Source organism: Cohnella zeiphila (assembly GCF_014212055.1).
Classification (GTDB): domain Bacteria; phylum Bacillota; class Bacilli; order Paenibacillales; family Paenibacillaceae; genus Cohnella; species Cohnella zeiphila.
Genome location: NZ_JACJVO010000032.1, coordinates 230,862 through 246,528, shown reverse-complemented (window position 1 = coordinate 246,528; position 15,667 = coordinate 230,862). Strand labels below are relative to the sequence as shown.

9 protein-coding genes are annotated in these 15,667 nt (G+C 61.6%); 1 reads left to right on the top strand and 8 read right to left on the bottom strand.

Annotation, left to right across the window (positions count from 1 at the left end; all coding sequences use genetic code 11):
* Positions 1-5: 5 nt before the first annotated feature.
* Together H7C18_RS25120 and H7C18_RS25115 are read right to left on the bottom strand one after the other, a co-directional pair.
* On the bottom strand, positions 6-1,013 hold the full coding sequence (locus H7C18_RS25120) for a hydroxyacid dehydrogenase (RefSeq protein WP_185131851.1): 1,008 nt from the start codon (positions 1,011-1,013) through the stop codon (positions 6-8).
* Positions 973-4,197: a discoidin domain-containing protein gene (locus H7C18_RS25115; RefSeq protein ID WP_185131850.1), complete on the bottom strand. Its 3,225-nt coding sequence runs from the start codon at positions 4,195-4,197 to the stop codon at positions 973-975. Before H7C18_RS25115 ends, H7C18_RS25120 begins: the two co-directional genes overlap by 41 nt.
* A 115-nt stretch (positions 4,198-4,312) precedes the next feature.
* Here H7C18_RS25115 and H7C18_RS25110 point away from each other — a divergent pair, with 115 nt between their 5' ends.
* Positions 4,313-5,185: a helix-turn-helix domain-containing protein gene (locus H7C18_RS25110; RefSeq protein WP_185131849.1), complete on the top strand. Its 873-nt coding sequence runs from the start codon at positions 4,313-4,315 to the stop codon at positions 5,183-5,185.
* On the opposite strand, the gene H7C18_RS25105 is transcribed toward H7C18_RS25110, so the two are convergent.
* The 6 genes from H7C18_RS25105 to H7C18_RS25080 form a co-directional block, all read right to left on the bottom strand.
* Positions 5,139-6,671: a glycoside hydrolase gene (locus H7C18_RS25105; protein WP_185131848.1), complete on the bottom strand. Its 1,533-nt coding sequence runs from the start codon at positions 6,669-6,671 to the stop codon at positions 5,139-5,141. The two genes, H7C18_RS25110 and H7C18_RS25105, sit on opposite strands and share 47 nt — an antisense overlap.
* Before the next feature lie 14 nt (positions 6,672-6,685).
* The gene (locus H7C18_RS25100; protein ID WP_185131847.1) at positions 6,686-9,481 is read right to left on the bottom strand and encodes a sugar-binding domain-containing protein; all 2,796 of its coding nucleotides are present in this window, start codon (positions 9,479-9,481) and stop codon (positions 6,686-6,688) included.
* A 12-nt stretch (positions 9,482-9,493) separates the two neighbouring features.
* Positions 9,494-11,119, bottom strand: coding sequence for a DUF3502 domain-containing protein (locus H7C18_RS25095; RefSeq protein ID WP_185131846.1), 1,626 nt, complete (start codon positions 11,117-11,119; stop codon positions 9,494-9,496).
* 94 nt (positions 11,120-11,213) lie between these two features.
* Positions 11,214-12,092, bottom strand: a complete 879-nt coding sequence (locus tag H7C18_RS25090; protein WP_185132012.1) for a carbohydrate ABC transporter permease — start codon at positions 12,090-12,092, stop codon at positions 11,214-11,216.
* A gap of 45 nt (positions 12,093-12,137) precedes the next feature.
* Positions 12,138-13,031 (bottom strand): ABC transporter permease, encoded by an 894-nt coding sequence (locus H7C18_RS25085; RefSeq protein ID WP_185132011.1) that lies wholly within the window; start codon positions 13,029-13,031, stop codon positions 12,138-12,140.
* A 285-nt stretch (positions 13,032-13,316) separates the two neighbouring features.
* Complete coding sequence (locus H7C18_RS25080; protein ID WP_185131845.1) at positions 13,317-15,635, bottom strand: polysaccharide lyase family 8 super-sandwich domain-containing protein; 2,319 nt, start codon at positions 15,633-15,635, stop codon at positions 13,317-13,319.
* Positions 15,636-15,667 lie beyond the last annotated feature (32 nt).

The window sequence follows — 15,667 nt, the reverse complement described above, 5'->3', positions numbered from 1 at the left end:
CCCGTCTAAGCCATGGTGGCCAGCATGGCCGGCGTCACCTGATAGTTCACGGTCTCTCCCGCCAGATAGTGCCGGCACTCTTCGACCATGAATTCCGCCATCCGGACGACCTCCCGTTGCTGGCTTCCCGCCACGTGGGGAGTCAGCCACACGTTGTCCAACGTCAGCAGCTCGCTGTCCGGAAGCGGCGGCTCGGGGTAAGTGACGTCGAGAAGCGCGGTTCGGGTCGGCACTTCCCTCATCGCCCGGATGAGATCTTGCTCCGCCACTTGCGCGCCTCGTCCGGTATTGATGAACGTCGCGTACGGCTGCATCCGGCCGAAATGGGCCTTGTTCAGAATGCCGACCGTTTGCGGGTTGTTGGCCAAGTGATTCGAGATCGTCTGGCACTCGGCGAAGATCGTCTCCAGATCGGTTTGGCGCACGCCGGCCGCCTTCGCGCGCTCCTCGGTCAGGAACGGATCGTATACGTAAACTTCCAGCTGGTAAGGACGGAGCAGCTCGACGACCTTGCTGCCGATCATGCCCATCCCGAGAATGCCTACCTTGGTGCCGTAATTGCCCGGATAGTTCTGGGCGAAGCGGTCGGCTTCCCCGCGATCGTGCTTGCAGCGGGACAGCGTCGGCAAAATCCCTTTGTTGGCCAATAGAATTTGGGCCACCGTATATTCGGCGACCGGGATGCTGTTCGCGGCCCAGGCGCTGACGACCATAATCTGCCGGTCCAGGAACGGCCGGGCGAAATATTGCACGGAACCGGCGGCATAGAACACGGCTTTGAGATTCGGCAGATAGCGCCCGATCTCGTCGGGCGTCAGCTCGAACATTCCCCAGGTGGAGAAAGCGATCTCGGCCTCCCGCAAAAGATCCCGATGCTCTTCCAGCAACCCGCGGTCGATGATGTCCGGATGGAGATCCACCAGCTCGTTCAGTTGCCGCATCATATCGTCGTTATACACTTGCTGAATCGAATTATGGTTCCGGTTCGCCAGAAATACCGCTTTCCTGCCCATTCGTTTCCCCTCCGTACACCTCGAACGAATAATGTCCCGCCGACACGCCGGGCGCCAGCCCGTTGTAGACGATCCGGACAAACCGCGCCCGCTCCTCGAAAGGATCGATCCGGATCTGCCCGCTGTCCGTCTGGCCGGTCTGATTGACGGCTACCCGCCAATCCGCCCCGTCGTCGGATACCTGGATCACGTACAAGTAATGGGCCGCGTGCGAGAATTGCACCCGGGTGCCGGCAATGTGCCGGACGTCCCCCAGATCGACCTGCCACCAATGTCCCGGCTGATCGTCCGCCGCGCGCCATAAGGTATGCCCGATTCCGTCGTTGCCCTTGCCGGCCGAGTAGCCGGCGCTCATCTCGCTGGATGCGGCCGCTTCGCGGCCGGTAGCCAGCTCTTCGCCGATCAGCTTCCGGGCCTGATCTTCTGCCCGCTCGCGCCCCTGCAACAACCGTCGCAGTTGCTCCGGCGCAAGCTCCGCGTCCGGCATGAAAGTCTCCCGCTCCATATAATCGAGCAGGCTTGCCCGCAGCTGGCGCGCGGCCGGACGGGCTTCCAGCCGGCTGGTCAGGTCGATGGAGCAGACGAGCGCTTTGCCCTTGCCCACTCTGCATTCGAACAGGTTCGCGAGCCGCTGGTTGTGGTAGAAGTTCGGAACGACCTGAACGATCGGTTGTATGTCCGCATCGATGATATCCAAGCTCAGCGAGGACGAGTTGTCGAGCAGGTCCTTCCACGGATAGCTGGCGTAGGCGCCGGTCGGAAACAGCCGGAACGCCGGATGGCCGGCCTGCGCATAAATGCCGCACGGATCCTCGCTGGAGAAATGCACCGGACTCCAAAACACCGGTACGAACTTCCCGGGATTCGCAGCCTCCCGCCCCGATTCGAACGGCAGCAGCAGCGCGCTTCCTCCGCGTTCCAGATGGGCCAGCGTCGTCTTGTCCAAGGTCCGGGCAACGATCGTGCCGCCCTCGCCGGAGACGGCTTCGGCATCGCTTACATAAGCCGGGTACACCCAGATCTCCCAAGCGTTCGCGATGTCGGTTCCCGTCACGCGGACGTCCACGCGCAGCTTCTCCGGCGCCGCCGCTCCCGCGAGCGCATCCGACGAGACGTCGCCCAGCTTGACGGTGCTGCCTTGAGCGACGGCGGAAATGTACAGCTTGCCTTCGTCCAACGTCATCCCGCCGGCCGTGCGAATGGACCATACCGCTTCCGCATCCGCGAGATCTTCCGCGCCGTAATGAGATATCTTGATCGCAGCGCGCCATGTCTCTTTCTGAGTATAAATTCGTTTGGGCATTTCTAGCAAGACAATTGTCGGTCCGCAGAACTGCCGGAACTCCCCGGGTTCGATCAGTCCCTTCGAGTCCCAGAAGGCGTCGAGGATGCCGACGGTCGCCGTGCTCTGGCCGGGAAAATCGTGCAGGTCGAGCAGTTGAAACCCGCCCATGCCGGGCGTCCGCAGCGCCGCCTCGATCTCGTCCCGGTACAGCTGCACCGCCAGTTTCCCGGAGCCTTCCGTAAACTTGGGAGCGTCCTGCAGCAGCCGGCGGGCGGTCAGATCGCGCCGAATCGCTTCGAGATTGGTCGGCTTCAGGCAGCCCGTATACTTGGCGATCTCGTCCATATTGGGATACACCGTGTACTGGCCGACTTCGTGAGAGATGACGGGCACGGGCCGCTTCGCCACCGCCTCGCCGTATTCCAGCTCCGTCGTATCCGTCAGCCGGTCCGGGAAATATTGGCCCCGCACGCCGACCCCGTCCACCGTCTGGGCGATGAAGTAATCGTCCGCCGGATCCAGCGGGCGGTCCCAGTTGGCCGTAAGCGTAAACAGCTGTCTCGGCCTGGGATGCCGCCCCTTCAACGCGACGACGATGTCGTGCAGCAGCGTAAAGTCGCCGTTCAGTTCGTTGCCGTTACTATAGAGACAGAAGGAAGGATGATTCCCGTACGTATCGATAATCCGCGCCGCTTCTTCCGGCAAATAGCGGTAATGCTCGGGATGACTGCCCACCGGCAAATTCCAATTGTCCATCCACACCGGGCCCTCTACCTGAAGGTAGACGCCGAGACGGTCCGCCGCCCGGAAGGCGGCCTCCGGCGGACACCACGAATGGAAGCGAACATGGTTCAAGCCGTAATCCTTCACGATTCGGAAAATACGATCCCAAGGAGCCTCCTCCATCGGCGGATACCCGGTCAGCGGATAGATGCAGCAATCGAGCGTGCCGCGCAGGAATGTCCGCCGGCCGTTGACCGCGAACTGCGTCCCTTCGGCCGCGAACGTTCTCATCCCGAACGAGACGGTCCGCCGGTCTTGCAGCCGCCTGCTCTCGCCGTCTGCTTCCAGCGATACGGTCAGTTCATGCAGCGCGGGCGAAAATTCATCCCACAGCGGGCAATCGTTCCCCAACGCGAATTCCAGCTCGAAGGATTGCGACGCCGACGGCGTCAACGCAAGCCGGAAAGAGGCGGATTGCGCCTCCGATCCGCCGCGGCGCACCGACAGCTTCACGTCCGCCTCCGCTTCCGTTCCCGTACGATTTTCCGCCTTGACGTTCACCAAGAGAGTCCGGGCCGCCGCATCGGGATAAACCTGCACGTCTTGCAGCCGAATCCGTTCGGAAGCCTGCAGCTCCATTCGGCCGACGATTCCGTTCCAGATCGTCTGGGTCTCGTCCGTATAAGCGCTCGGGTAAGGCCCGATATGCCGGCAGTCGCGGTTGTCGACGCGAATCGTCAGCCGATGCGTACCGCCCGGCCGAAGCAAGCCCGACACGTCGAACCGATGGGGGACCGACAGACTGTCCTGCATGCCCGCTTCCCGCCCGTCGATCCAGACGCGCGATTCGAACATGACCCGCTCCAGGAAAAGCGTCGCCAGCTTATCGGACCAGTCGTCGGGAATCCGAATTTCCCTTTGGTACCAAACGGCGCCTACGTAACGGTGCCGCTGCCTGAGCGAGCGTACCGTCTCTTTGTTCAGCTCGGCCGGGAAAACCGGTTCCTCGCCCACTCCGTTCTCATTGGTCGTTCCGGGCAGGCGAAGCCGATCTTCCTCGTGAAAAGTATCTTCGTACCATCCTTGCTCCAGTCCGGCATCGGCGGAATCCAGGCGGTACCGCCACTGCCCGGATACATCTAAAGTTGTAGGAATCGGCTGCGATAAAGTTGTCATACGGAACCTCCAAATCGTGCCATTGGTCAATTTTTCAACATGCAAATGCCTATTATCTATTGATATTTCTTCTTTCCCGGTTGTAGAATGAGACCGAGCGAAAGGAATGATGAAGATGCCGATTCACCCTCACGATCCGGCTATTCGCGAATCTTGGACGCACCCTCCGGGAATTCTCGTGGCCGAGTACTACAACCAGCCGTACGGGTATACGTGCTTTCGTTCCGCGGGAACGAAGGATTGGCTGATCATGTATACGCTGTCCGGGAAAGGCCTGATCGAGAATAACGGCAGCGTGCTGGAGAGCAAGGAAGGGGACATCACCGTCATCCCGCCCGGTACCCCGCATTATTTCTACACGGCTCCGGACAACGCGTGGGAGAAGCTGTGGGCTCATTTTATGCCGAACGAGCGATGGCTGGATTGGATTCGGCTGCCCAAGGCGACGCATCCGCTCATCCATATGCCCATCCGGAACAAAACGCACAAAACGTACATTCAGCACGCTTTTATGCGGACCATTCGCTATAATCTGGAACCTCTTCTGTCTCATCGGGAAGAACTGGCGATGAATGCGCTTGAGGAGATCATCCTGCTCATCTCCAACGAGGATACGAGCGACAAATATATGGACCCGCGGGTCAAGGAAGTGCTGACCCTGCTGTCGCAGCGGTACATGGATTCCCACCAAATCGAGGATTTGGCCCAGACGGTATGTCTGTCTCCGTCCCGCCTGACGCACCTGTTCAAGGAACAGGTCGGGGAATCCATCATCGACACGCTGCTCAAATACCGCCTGAAGCAGGCGGAGAAAAAGCTTGCTTTTACCGAACGAACGGTGACCGATATCGCGCTGGACGTCGGCTTTAATTCGCCGGACTATTTCACGAGGCAGTTCACCAAGTATTTCGGCATGAACCCGTCGCAGTACCGCAAGTCTCTCAAAGAGAAAAGCCGGCTCCCTCCGGAAGACTCCCGTGAAGCGTAACGATAGACCGGCCCGGGACGGCGAGCGGCTCGGACGGACGAACGGCGCCGAAGCTGCGCAGATCGTCCCCTTCGCGGTCCGACGTCAAGTACCCGGTCATCTCGTCCGGCCAGCCCGGCTCGCCGGCCAAATCCACGTCCGCTGCTTGTTCCGCGTAATTGAGCAGGACGACCGTCAGCGTCCGGTTCGCGGGATGCGCGTAGGCGGACGCCATCAGCCCGTCCTTGTCGGACGGGCCGGCCAGCTCCACCCTCGCCGCTCCCGGACGAACGAAGCGGCTGTAATGGCCGAGCGCCCACAGCGTTTTGGAAGGCAGCACCGTCTCCGGATCGCCGCGACGGGCGAAATCGGTGTAGATCAGCCCGTCCTTGAAGTCGTGCGGGGACAGCGCCAGCCACCAGCTCCACGCCGACGCCCGGGCGACCGTCAGATCGTGATGGATGACGCGGGCGGTGAACAGCGCGAGCCCCATCCCCAAATCGCGGACCGCTCCGTCGGCGTTCAGGTTGCAGTACTCCGTCTCCCACAGCTTCGCCGCCGGCGCATGCCGGTCCAGCGCCTGTCTCAGCCGCTCCCGATACGCCAGCAAGCGATCCCCGTCGTTCGCATGATCGGCCCAATAGGAATGATAAGAGAGCTTGTTGCCGATCATGAGAGCGAAGTCCGAATCCCCGAGGAAGTCCTTGATATATTCGCGGTATTTGCCCCCGTGTTTGGCTTCGTTGCCGTGCCCCTTATAAAAAGAAAGCCGCGGGTCGAACGCCTGCACGTCCTCGTCATCCAGCAGGGCGGCAATCTCCGCGGTTTCGGCGATATCGATCTCGGTCGGCAGGTTGCGCCTCCGCAGCTCCCCGTGCAGCGCGCGCACGAGCAACTTGATCTGCTCGTTCGTGTAGCGATTGCCTTCCTGCCGGCTATCGTCCCAGCACCAGGAAGGCTCGTTGACCGGGCTGATGACGTCGAACGGAATCTCTTCCTCGGCGAAATGCCGGACGATATCCGCCAGGTAACAGGCGAATTCGCCGATCCGGTCGTCGGCCAGATTGCTCTGTCCGACGCTCTCGTCCGGCGCGATCCGCCCGTTCTTGGCGAGCCATCTCGGCGGGGAATACGCCATCGCCACGATTCGATCGACGCCGCGAAGCTTCGCCGCCTTCAAGAACCAGCGCTGGCCCTCGTGCGTGCTCCAGTCGTACGGCAGATGCGACGTCGGCTTGAACGTGTCGGAATGCCCGCGCCACAGCAGCGGCTCCGGATAGTCCGGGTTGCCCTCGCCGCCGCCCGACCCGATCGCGAAGCGCCAGCCGCTGAGCCCGATTCCTTTCTCTTGCGAGAAAAGGAGGTCGGCGACTCGGGTTTTGCTCTCCTCCGACCACATCTTCCCGATCGGATCCATCGACCAGGCGCCCGAAGCGCCGAAATGGTCGATCGTCTGATACGTCCGGCCGAGATCCAGCGAATACCGGTTCGTTGTCTTCTCTGTCATCGTACGCTCGCCTCCTATCGGCTGCCGGCGAACCATTCGCCGAGCAGGTCTTCGGTCCACTCCGTCCGGGGATCGAACCGGTCGGACTGCGCGTAGCGGAGCAGGCTGGCCATCAGCTGCTTCGCCTCCGGCTTGTTGCGCAGCGCCGGGAGATCGATCGTGCAGACGAGCAGCTTTCCGGGGCCGGCCTTGCCTTCGAACAGGACGCCCAATTTATGGTTCCGCCCGAAGTTGTCGATCGTCTGGACGATCGGGCGGTACCCCGCCGGCGCGCGGTCCAGAATGACGGAAGGCGCGAACGGAAGCAGCCGCCCCCACTGCCAGTCGGCGTGCGAATCGGTCGGAAAATCGGCGAGCGCCGGATGCGCCGGGTCGCAAAGGATGCCGAGCGTGCCGGGCGCGACCGGCATCCGCTCCGCTTCGGCGATCGACTTGAACATCGAATAGTTCCAGAAATCGGAGGCGAACGTCCCTTCCACCCGTTCCCGGATCGCGTTCCGTTCCGGCAGCAGGAGGACCTTCTCGCCCTGCCGGAGCAGATCGAGCGCCGCCCGGTCCAGCTTCCGGCGAACGTGCACGCCTTCCGCCGACCACTCGCCCGGACGGTCCGGATAGATCCACAGCGGATAACGGTTGCGGAAGCTCGCACTCGTGCCTTTCAGGCGAATTTCCACGAACCGCTTGGCCGGCGCCGTGAAGCTGCGCAGATCGAGTTCGATCAATCCCAGCGTTGTAAGCTGCCCTTGAGGAACGTTCCGCGACTGAAGCGTTCCCGACGCCAGCTCGCGGCCGTTCTCGTCCAGCAGCGCCCACTCCGGAACGGCGCCCGAGACCGCCGATTCCCCGTAATTCGCGATCTTAAACGACGCCTTGAACGTCTCGCCCGTATGCCATACATACTTCTCCATTGTCAGCAGAAGGACGGTGGCCTCGCAGAACTGCCGCCATTCCGAAGGTTCAATAAGCCCTTTGGAATCCAGGAAAGCGTCCAGGATTCCGACCAGCGCCGTTCCCTGCCCCGGGAAATCCTGCAGGTCCAGCAGCTGGAACCCGCCGAACCCCGGCGTGCGCAGCGCCGCTTCGATCTCCTCGCGGTAGCAGGCGACCGCCAGCGCCCCCGAAGCGCGGAAGAAGCCGTCGGCTTGATCCGCCATGCCGGCCCGCTCGAGCCGGTCCCGGAACTCCCGCAGATTGCGCGGCTCCAGCACGCCCGTATACTTGTCGATCTCCCGGTAGTTCGGATAGATCTGATACTGGCCGATCTCGTGTCCGACGACGGGCCCTTGGACGCGCTCGATGCTGCTCCGATAGTCGATTGCCGCGGACGGTTCGTTCACCTGGACGTGTCCGAGCGGCGGATTCGCCGTCGCGAACGAGCCGCGAACCGGGAAGCCCCCGATGCCGGTTCTCATCGTCACCCAGAAATCCTGGCCCTCCGCCCAATCGGGCGTACTGTAATTGTTGTTCGAACCTTCCGCGTATAGATGTCTGCTGTCGAACTCCCGGAATCGCCTCACCAGGTCCATCAGCTCCCGGCGGCTGCCGATCAATTCGTTGCCGAGCGCGAACATCGCGAACGACGGATGGTTGCCGTATTCGGCGAGGATGCGTTCGCCTTCCCGCAGCAAATACGCCTTGACGGCGGGATCATACCCTTCTTCGCCAGGTTCGAGCAGCGGGTACCAGAACGGCAGCTCCGGCTGCAGGTAGATGCCGGCCCGGTCCGCCGCCGCGAACGCCGCCTCCGGCGGGCACCACGTATGGAACCGGTAATGATTGATTCCATACGATTTGGCGATCTCGAACACGCGCGTCCACGCCTCCATGTCCATCGGCGCGTAGCCGGTGAGCGGGAACACGCAGGCGTCGTTTTTTCCGCGCAGGAAGACCGTGCGGCCGTTCGCCGCGAATTGGGTGCCCTCGGCGCGGAATTCCCTGACGCCGAATTCGGCCTCGAGCGCGTCGGCAAAAGCCGCCCCTCCCCTACGCGCGGATAAAGACGCCGTCAGCCGGTACAGCTGCGGGCGGAACTCATCCCAGAGCCGGACCTCCTCCGGCTTCAGCTCGCAGTCGATCTCGAATGTCTGCATCCCGCGGGCGCAGACGATCTCCCGCTCGGCCGGGAGGATGCCGCCGTCGCTGCCGCCATCGCCGTTCGCGGCGGCAAAGCTCAGCGTCACCCGCCCCGCCGCCTCCGCTCCGGACTCGTTCCCGATGCGCAGCCGGACGCGAACCCGGTTCTCCCGAGGCTCCGCGTACACCTGCGCATCGTCGATCCAGAAACGGTCGGTGGCCCGCAGCTCGATCCGTCCGACGATCCCGTTCCAGTTCGTCTGCGTATGGTTGCTGATCTGGTGCGGATCGCCGATGGACGGATGGTCCGCGTTGTCGATCCGAACGCTGAGGCGGTGCTTGCCGGGCGTCAGGAACGGAGTCAGGTCGTACTCATGAGGGGTCGTCAAACTGTCGCCCTCCCCCGCCCGCCGTTCGTCGACCCAGACCGTACTGCTCTTCGTGCGTTCCATGAAGAAGACGATCCGCTTGCCGGCCCACTCCCGCGGAATGTCCACGTCCGTCTGGTACCAGGCCGGCCCTTCGTACGTCCATTTTCGGCTCAAGTGATTCGTCTCGATCTTGTCGTTGCGTTCGCCCTTGGCGTTCTCGTCCGTCGTCCCCGGAAGACGAACCGCGTCTTCCAGCTTCCGCGCGTACCACTTCTCCCGGACCCCGGCGCTGCCGGGATCCGGGGAGAAGCTCCACACGCCTTCGAGGGGGAGGACGGAACGACCGGGCGCTGCGGTCGTCGTCATCGGCGAATCCCCTTACTGCTGGCTCTCGATCAGCTTTTTGTAATCGTCAAGCTGTCTTTGCAGTTCGGCCATCACCTTGTCGTAACCGGCCTGCTTCAGCTTGTCGCGGAAATCCTGCACCGCTTTCTCCGGATCCTTCATCTGGCCGAACGACAGCGACGGGCCCATCTGGCTCGACACCTGCGAGATCGCGGCCAGCTCCGCCTGGACTTTCGATTTGTCGAAGACGAACTGCCCGTAAATATAGGGCTTCTTGTACGAATCGTATTCCTGGTACAGCGTGTCGATCTTATCCCACGTCTGATCGGACGGGATCTCCAGCTTGTCGTTGCGGCCGCCCCAGAAGTCGGAGTAGAACGCGTCTCTCGTCTCGTCGTAGCCGGCGGGAAGCACGCGCTTGTTGTCCTTGATCTCGTACTGAGTGCCTTCGATGCCGTAGTTGATCAGGTCGTAAATCTCTTTGTCGTTGCGCAGCAGGTCGTAGACCATGAGCGCGCGCTCCGGGTTTTTGCTGTGCGCGCCGATCGAGGTGCCGCCGTGCGTGATCGACGTCGCCATCAGATTCTGGTTCGGACGCGCGAACGGGAAGAACTGCAGATCGGAGCCCGGCTGCTTCTTGTCCATGGTGGGGCGAAGCCCCGAGAATTGCGAAGTATGGTGGCTCATCAGACCGGTCAAGCCGGCTTCCAGCTGCGTCGTAATGTCGACCTTGTTATTCAGCACGTCCTCGCGCCAGAAGCCTTTGTCGGCCCATTCCTTCATCTTCTTCACATAATTCATGAACGTATCGTCGAAAATCGGGGACACCGCCGTGTACGGCTCGTCGTAGGACTTGGCGTAGAACATCGGCAGGAACCCGGATGTGACCGGCAACGGCAGATTTTTCGTGAACGACTGGTCCCAGCCGTCCCAAATCATGTTCAGGCTGCCGCCGGCCGCGACATCGAACGGGACGACGTCCGGCTTGTTATCCTTGATATATTGCAAATACTTCTCGATCTCGTCCCAACTGGTGAGTTTATCGGGCAGGCCGGCTTCCTTCGCCCAATCCCCGCGATAAATAAAGCCGTGATTCACCCATTGCGTAAATTGATTCTCCGGGAGGATGACGACCTTGCCGTCGTACTTGGTCTGCGCCCATTCCTCCGGCTTCACGTTGGCGTAGGTCTGCGGAGCGTATGTTTTCAGCATGTCATCGCTCAAAGGAAGGAACGCGCCGCGCTGGGCGTTGCTCCACGTATCGAGCCAGTCGGTGCCGACGGTGATCAGATCGAGCTGTTCGCCGGACGCCAGCAGCAGGTTGTACTTCGTCTGCCAGTCGGCCCACTCCACCCATTTCCACTCGATCTGGGCGTTCACTTTGGCCTTCAGCAGCTCGTTGACTTTGGCGAGCACTTTCTCGAACTGGCCGTTCTTCGGCTTGTCGCCGAGAATGACGTAATTGACCGTCACGAACTTGGACGTGTCCGGCTTGCCCGCGTCCGCCGACGCCGATGCCGAGCTTGCGCCGCTTGCCGGCGCCGTAGCGCTGCCGCTTGCCGAATTTCCGCCGTTGTTGTTGCCGCCGGAGCACGCCGCAAGCGCAACCGTCAACGCGGATGCCAGCAGCAGCGTTCCTGCTTTCTTGGTCTTTACCACGGTAAAACCCCCTTAGGTATGGATAAATCCGGTTCGGACTCTCTCGCGAGAGCCCGTATATATGCGATCAGGCCGGAACAAGCGCCTGCACATATCACCCTTTGACCGCGCCGACCGTAATGCCCTTGATGAAGTAGCGCTGCACGAGCGGGTAGAACAGCATGACGGGGCCCGTCGCGACGATGGCGGTCGCCATCTTCATCGTCTCCAGCGGCACGTCGCGGAGCGGAACGTTGGACATCGCCGCGGAATTTTTGATGAAGTCCGAGCTTGTAATGACGTTGTACAGGAACAGCTGCAAGGGCCTGTACTTCACGTCGGGAGACAGGAAAAGCATCGAGTGGTACCATTCGTTCCAGTAGCCGAGCGCCAGGAACAGGCCGATCGTGGCCAGTGCCGGCGTCGTCATCGGCAGAATGAGCCGGAGGAAGATGGTGAAGTCGCCGGCGCCGTCGATCTTCGCCGATTCCGTAATGGCGTGCGGGATCGAACGGACGAAGCTCTTCATCATGATGATCAGGAACGGCGTCATCAGACCGGGAAGGAGCACGGACAGGTAGTTGTCCTTGAGATGCAGGTACTGTGTAATAAGCAGGTAGAACGGCACCAGTCCGCCGGTAAACAGCGTCGTAAAGTAGATAAAGAACGACACTTTGTTGCGGTATTCGAAGTCGGGGCGCTGCAGGGCGTAGCCCGTCATGGCGACGATGAGCAAGCCGACCGCCGTGCCGACGACCGTCAGCCCGATGGTGACGGCATAGGCGCCGACGATCTGGCCCGGATTCTCGAACACGATCTTGTAAGCGAAGCCGCTAAACTCGCGGGGCCAAATATTGAAGCCGTGCTTCTGCACCGAGGATTCGCTTGTCAGCGAAGTGCCCAGCACGAACAGGAACGGGAGCAGGCAGCTCAGCGCGAACAGGCTGATGGCTGTGTAGCCGATGGTTTTGACCGTGATCTCCGACGCGTCCATGCGGATTCGCCGGTTTTTGACGCTATTTTCCACTGCGCACCCCTCCTAGAATAGCGAATTGTCCGGCGAGACCTTCTTGACCAGCCAGTTGGCCGTCAGGACGACGAGGAACCCGAACACCGATTGATACATGCTGACCGCGCTGCCCATCGAGAAGTTGAAGTTGGTCATCAGCGCCCGGAAGACGTAAGTCTCGATAATGTCCGTCGTCGGGAAAAGCGACGAGTTGCTCGCCCCCACCAGATTGAAGAACAGCCCGAAGTTGCCCCGGAGAATGCCGCCGAGCGAGAACAGCAGCAGGATGACGAACGTCGGCTTGAGCCACGGCAGGATAATGTGCCGAATCCGTTGGAACGCGTTGGCCCCGTCGATCTGCGCCGCCTCGATCATCTCGTGATCCATTCCCATGATGGCGGCGAAGTAGACGATCGAACCATATCCCGTCGACTGCCACAAGTACGTTAGGACGATAATGAAAGGCCACACGTTCGGGTTCGAGTACACCTTCGCCTTGTCGAAGCCGAGCGACTGCAGAATGCTGTTCAGCACGCCGTAATCGTAGCTGAGAATGTTGTAGGCGATGAGGCCGACCAGAACCGCCGAGATAAAATACGGCAGGAACATGAGCGTCTGCGCCGTCTTCTTGAACCACTTCGCCCGCATCTCGTTGAGCAGGATGGCGACCGCGATCTGGACCACGTTGCCAAGCAGGATGAAGGCGATATTATAGGCGATCGTATTGAACGTCAGCCGCCACAGGTCGCCGGTGATGACCAGGAACCGGAAGTTGTCGAAGCCGACGAATTGGCTGCGGAAGATGCCGTCGGTGTAGTTGTAGTTGATAAACGCCAGGTAGAGCCCCGGCATCGGGAGATACGCGAAGATCAGGAAAAAAACGATCGCCGGCAAGCACATGAGCAGCAGGCTGCGATTCCGCATCAAGCGTTGAAAGCCGGATCGTTTGGGCTGCGCGGGCAGCGATGGATGAAGGGAGTCCAATGGGGTAACCTCCTGCGAAATGAAAGCGTTTGTATGTTTCCATTATAGATCGGGCACCTGTCCCGGGGATTTCACAAAGTCGCTGATTACCCGCACGATCGCGCTATATTCGATCGCCAATATTTGGCCGTCGGGACCCCGTTCGGAAGTAGGATTCCACTCCCTGGACAGGAAAAATCCGGACGCCTCCTCGTCGGAACGTCCGGATTCGGATGAGAAACGGCGTCAGCCGCCGGTAGAAAAGCAGATGTCAAGCGTCCGCCCGCCGGCCTCGCGCGCATCTACGGCGAGCCGGATGACGGGCGCGAGGCTCAGGACGGAGATGGCCGGGTCGCGGGACAGAACGGCTTCCGCTTCCCGGGCGATCTCGAGACCGATGATCCCGTCCTTGCGGAACGTCGGGTCCGAGATCGCCACGTCCAGACGCCCCTCCCGCTCTATCGTCAAGACGGACGATGGCCGGTCCGCCCGGATTCCGCCGGCTTCTGCGCCTCCGTCGATCCAGCAGTTCATGCCCGTGACGCGCAGCTTCCGATGCCGGACGGCATGAACCTCGGCGGTGTTGGCGAGCACCTCGATGGCGGGCGCTTGGGCGTAACGCTCCGTCTCGTCGGCCGAACGATTCGGCAGCAGCACGTAAGCGTAAGACGCGTGCCTCGGGGCGGCGCCATGCTCCAGCCAAAGGGCGAGATAAGCTCTCGTCAGCGCAGGGTCGCTTTCGGGCTCGAAGCGGTTGATGTCGTGCCATCTTCCGCTTCTGGATTCGCGAAAGCCATGCACCGTCGCCGGTTCCGGGAAAAAGTAGCCGATGTCGGACCCGGGGACGCTGCCCTGCAGGTGCATCCATCGGGCGCCGTCCATCCGTTCGGACCATCCCGCACGATCCGGCTTCGGCTCGCCGTCGACCGTCAGCCGGTTGTTCCCTTCTCGGTTCAGCATGCGGTTCTCGACGATCGTCTCCGCCATGATCGGCTCTTCCGCGGAAATGTCCGAGCCGAGCGCCGCGATCTCGTCGTCGAACAGGAACCAGGACTTCCGGGCGGCGAGCGATTGGCCCGGAGGATGAAGCTCCATCCCTGCCGCGCCGTATGCGCCCAGCAGCTCCGTCCCTCCCGCCCAACTCCGATCGCTTGGACGGTTCGCGGGGACTTCCGTCCCTCGCAGCACGGTCGTCCCCGGCAGACGAAAGCTGTCGACGGTCGGCCAGAAGGCGTCGGCGTATTGGCCGAGATCGCCGTTGTACAGATACGTCATGCCGTCCGCCGTATGCCATCCGCGCAAATGCTCCCGGTTGATCGACTCGTAATTGGAGATCCGATCGGAATGCATGCTGATCGCGAACGCGAATCCCGGCCGATGGTGAACCGTCCGCGCCATCCGAGCGAACGATTTGTGCATGCGAAGCTCGCCTCTCGGCGGCACGTCCGCGTCATTCTCGATTCGCTTCGCAGCGACGGCCGTGCTCAGGCCGGCCGCGGAATAGAAGTTCAGCCACTCGTTGGCGCGTATCCATTCCTTGGCCATGCTCTTCAGCGCGACGGCGTCGGAACCCTCGGCAACCTGCGACAGCTTGACGACGGAGCTGACGATGATGTGCCCGACATTGTGGTTCTGCTCCTCCTTCCGCGAGACAACCCGACCCATCGCCATGTCCATCATGAGGCCTTTGTACATTAAGGGCTCGTAGGAGTCGAAAATCCACCGGTACGCCTGCTCCCGATCGTCCTTCCCTATCTCCCACGGCGAGCCGTCGAGCAGGACGATCAAGCTGCTCAATTCTTGCAGCAAGCTCTGGCCGTATCCGCCCGTATAGGCGAACGTGTCGTGCTGGATGTACGAGCCGTCCCGGTAGAAGCCGTCCTTCTCCTCCGCGTAAGGGAACACGGGCCGCAGTTCGTCCCGCGCTGCGGCAAGCTTCCCGCCGTCCTTGCCGACGATCCCGCGCACGGCGATAATCCGGCACTCCCAGACGCGGTTGGCTCCCGTTGCCGTAGGCGCCACATGCGGCTTGAAATGGTCGATCGCCGCCAAATAATCGGCCCGCTGCCGTTCGCTCAAGCGATCGTACAGCAGCGTCATGCAGTCCAGCAGCTTCATCGGCACGCCGATGTGCCAGTCCCACCAATTGCCGTACATCTCGGCGCCGGCAAAGTAATGGTTCGCGCGCATCCAGTCCAGCGCCTCGATAACGTCGCGCTCCCATTCGGGACGCCGGTACAGCGGCGAGCCGAACGTGCGGCAAGCCAACGCCATCTGCCAGATGCGCGTATAGTTCGAGGTCAGCGCGGCCGTGTTGCTCCAATCGTTCAGGTCGTCCCACAGGCAGGAGCAGTCTTCCTCCCTTCGCAGCGACGTTCGCCAAGCTTCGGCCGTCTCCGTGATTCTCTCGATAATGCCTGCGAATTCCGGCACGAGGGGATCGAAGTCCGTCCCCCCGGTCAGCAAGCCGCTCCACCTCAGACGCAGCTCGTCATAACGGTCGAGCACGCCGCGAACCGGCTCTTTCTTCCCGTTCCTCTCTTCTTCCTCCGCTCGGTCGCTCACTCGGCAGCCCCTCCTTTCGAGTCCGGTGCGAT

Bases quoted from the DNA above. Each gene is read 5' to 3' on its own strand.
- H7C18_RS25120 (WP_185131851.1), bottom strand. From the start codon at position 1,013: ATGGGCAGGAAAGCGGTATTTCTGGCGAACCGGAACCATAATTCGATT.
- H7C18_RS25115 (WP_185131850.1), bottom strand. From the start codon at position 4,197: ATGACAACTTTATCGCAGCCGATTCCTACAACTTTAGATGTATCCGGG.
- H7C18_RS25110 (WP_185131849.1), top strand. From the start codon at position 4,313: ATGCCGATTCACCCTCACGATCCGGCTATTCGCGAATCTTGGACGCAC.
- H7C18_RS25105 (WP_185131848.1), bottom strand. From the start codon at position 6,671: ATGACAGAGAAGACAACGAACCGGTATTCGCTGGATCTCGGCCGGACG.
- H7C18_RS25100 (WP_185131847.1), bottom strand. From the start codon at position 9,481: ATGACGACGACCGCAGCGCCCGGTCGTTCCGTCCTCCCCCTCGAAGGC.
- H7C18_RS25090 (WP_185132012.1), bottom strand. From the start codon at position 12,092: ATGGACGCGTCGGAGATCACGGTCAAAACCATCGGCTACACAGCCATC.
- H7C18_RS25085 (WP_185132011.1), bottom strand. From the start codon at position 13,031: ATGCGGAATCGCAGCCTGCTGCTCATGTGCTTGCCGGCGATCGTTTTT.